The organism is Undibacterium sp. RuRC25W, from assembly GCF_049339825.1.
In the GTDB taxonomy this organism is placed as follows: Bacteria; Pseudomonadota; Gammaproteobacteria; order Burkholderiales; family Burkholderiaceae_D; genus Undibacterium.
Map to the genome: position 1 here is coordinate 1 of NZ_JBMPPD010000090.1, position 255 is coordinate 255.

The window sequence follows — 255 nt, forward strand, 5'->3', positions numbered from 1 at the left end:
GTCGTATCGAACGCGGTATCGTTAAAGTCGGCGAAGAGATCGAAATCGTTGGTATTAAAGACACAGTAAAAACAACATGTACTGGCGTTGAAATGTTCCGCAAATTGCTGGATCAAGGTCAAGCTGGCGATAACGTTGGTGTATTGTTGCGCGGCACTAAGCGTGAAGATATCCAGCGTGGTCAAGTGTTGGCAAAGCCAGGTTCAATCAAGCCACATAGCCACTTTACTGGTGAGATCTATGTATTGTCTAAAG

General features: G+C 45.1%; 1 protein-coding gene. It reads left to right on the plus strand.

Annotated features, from left to right (window positions below):
* Positions 1 to 255 (plus strand): EF-Tu/IF-2/RF-3 family GTPase (locus tag ACO0KV_RS18415; RefSeq protein WP_423044613.1); only part of this gene is annotated, 255 nt, incomplete at both ends.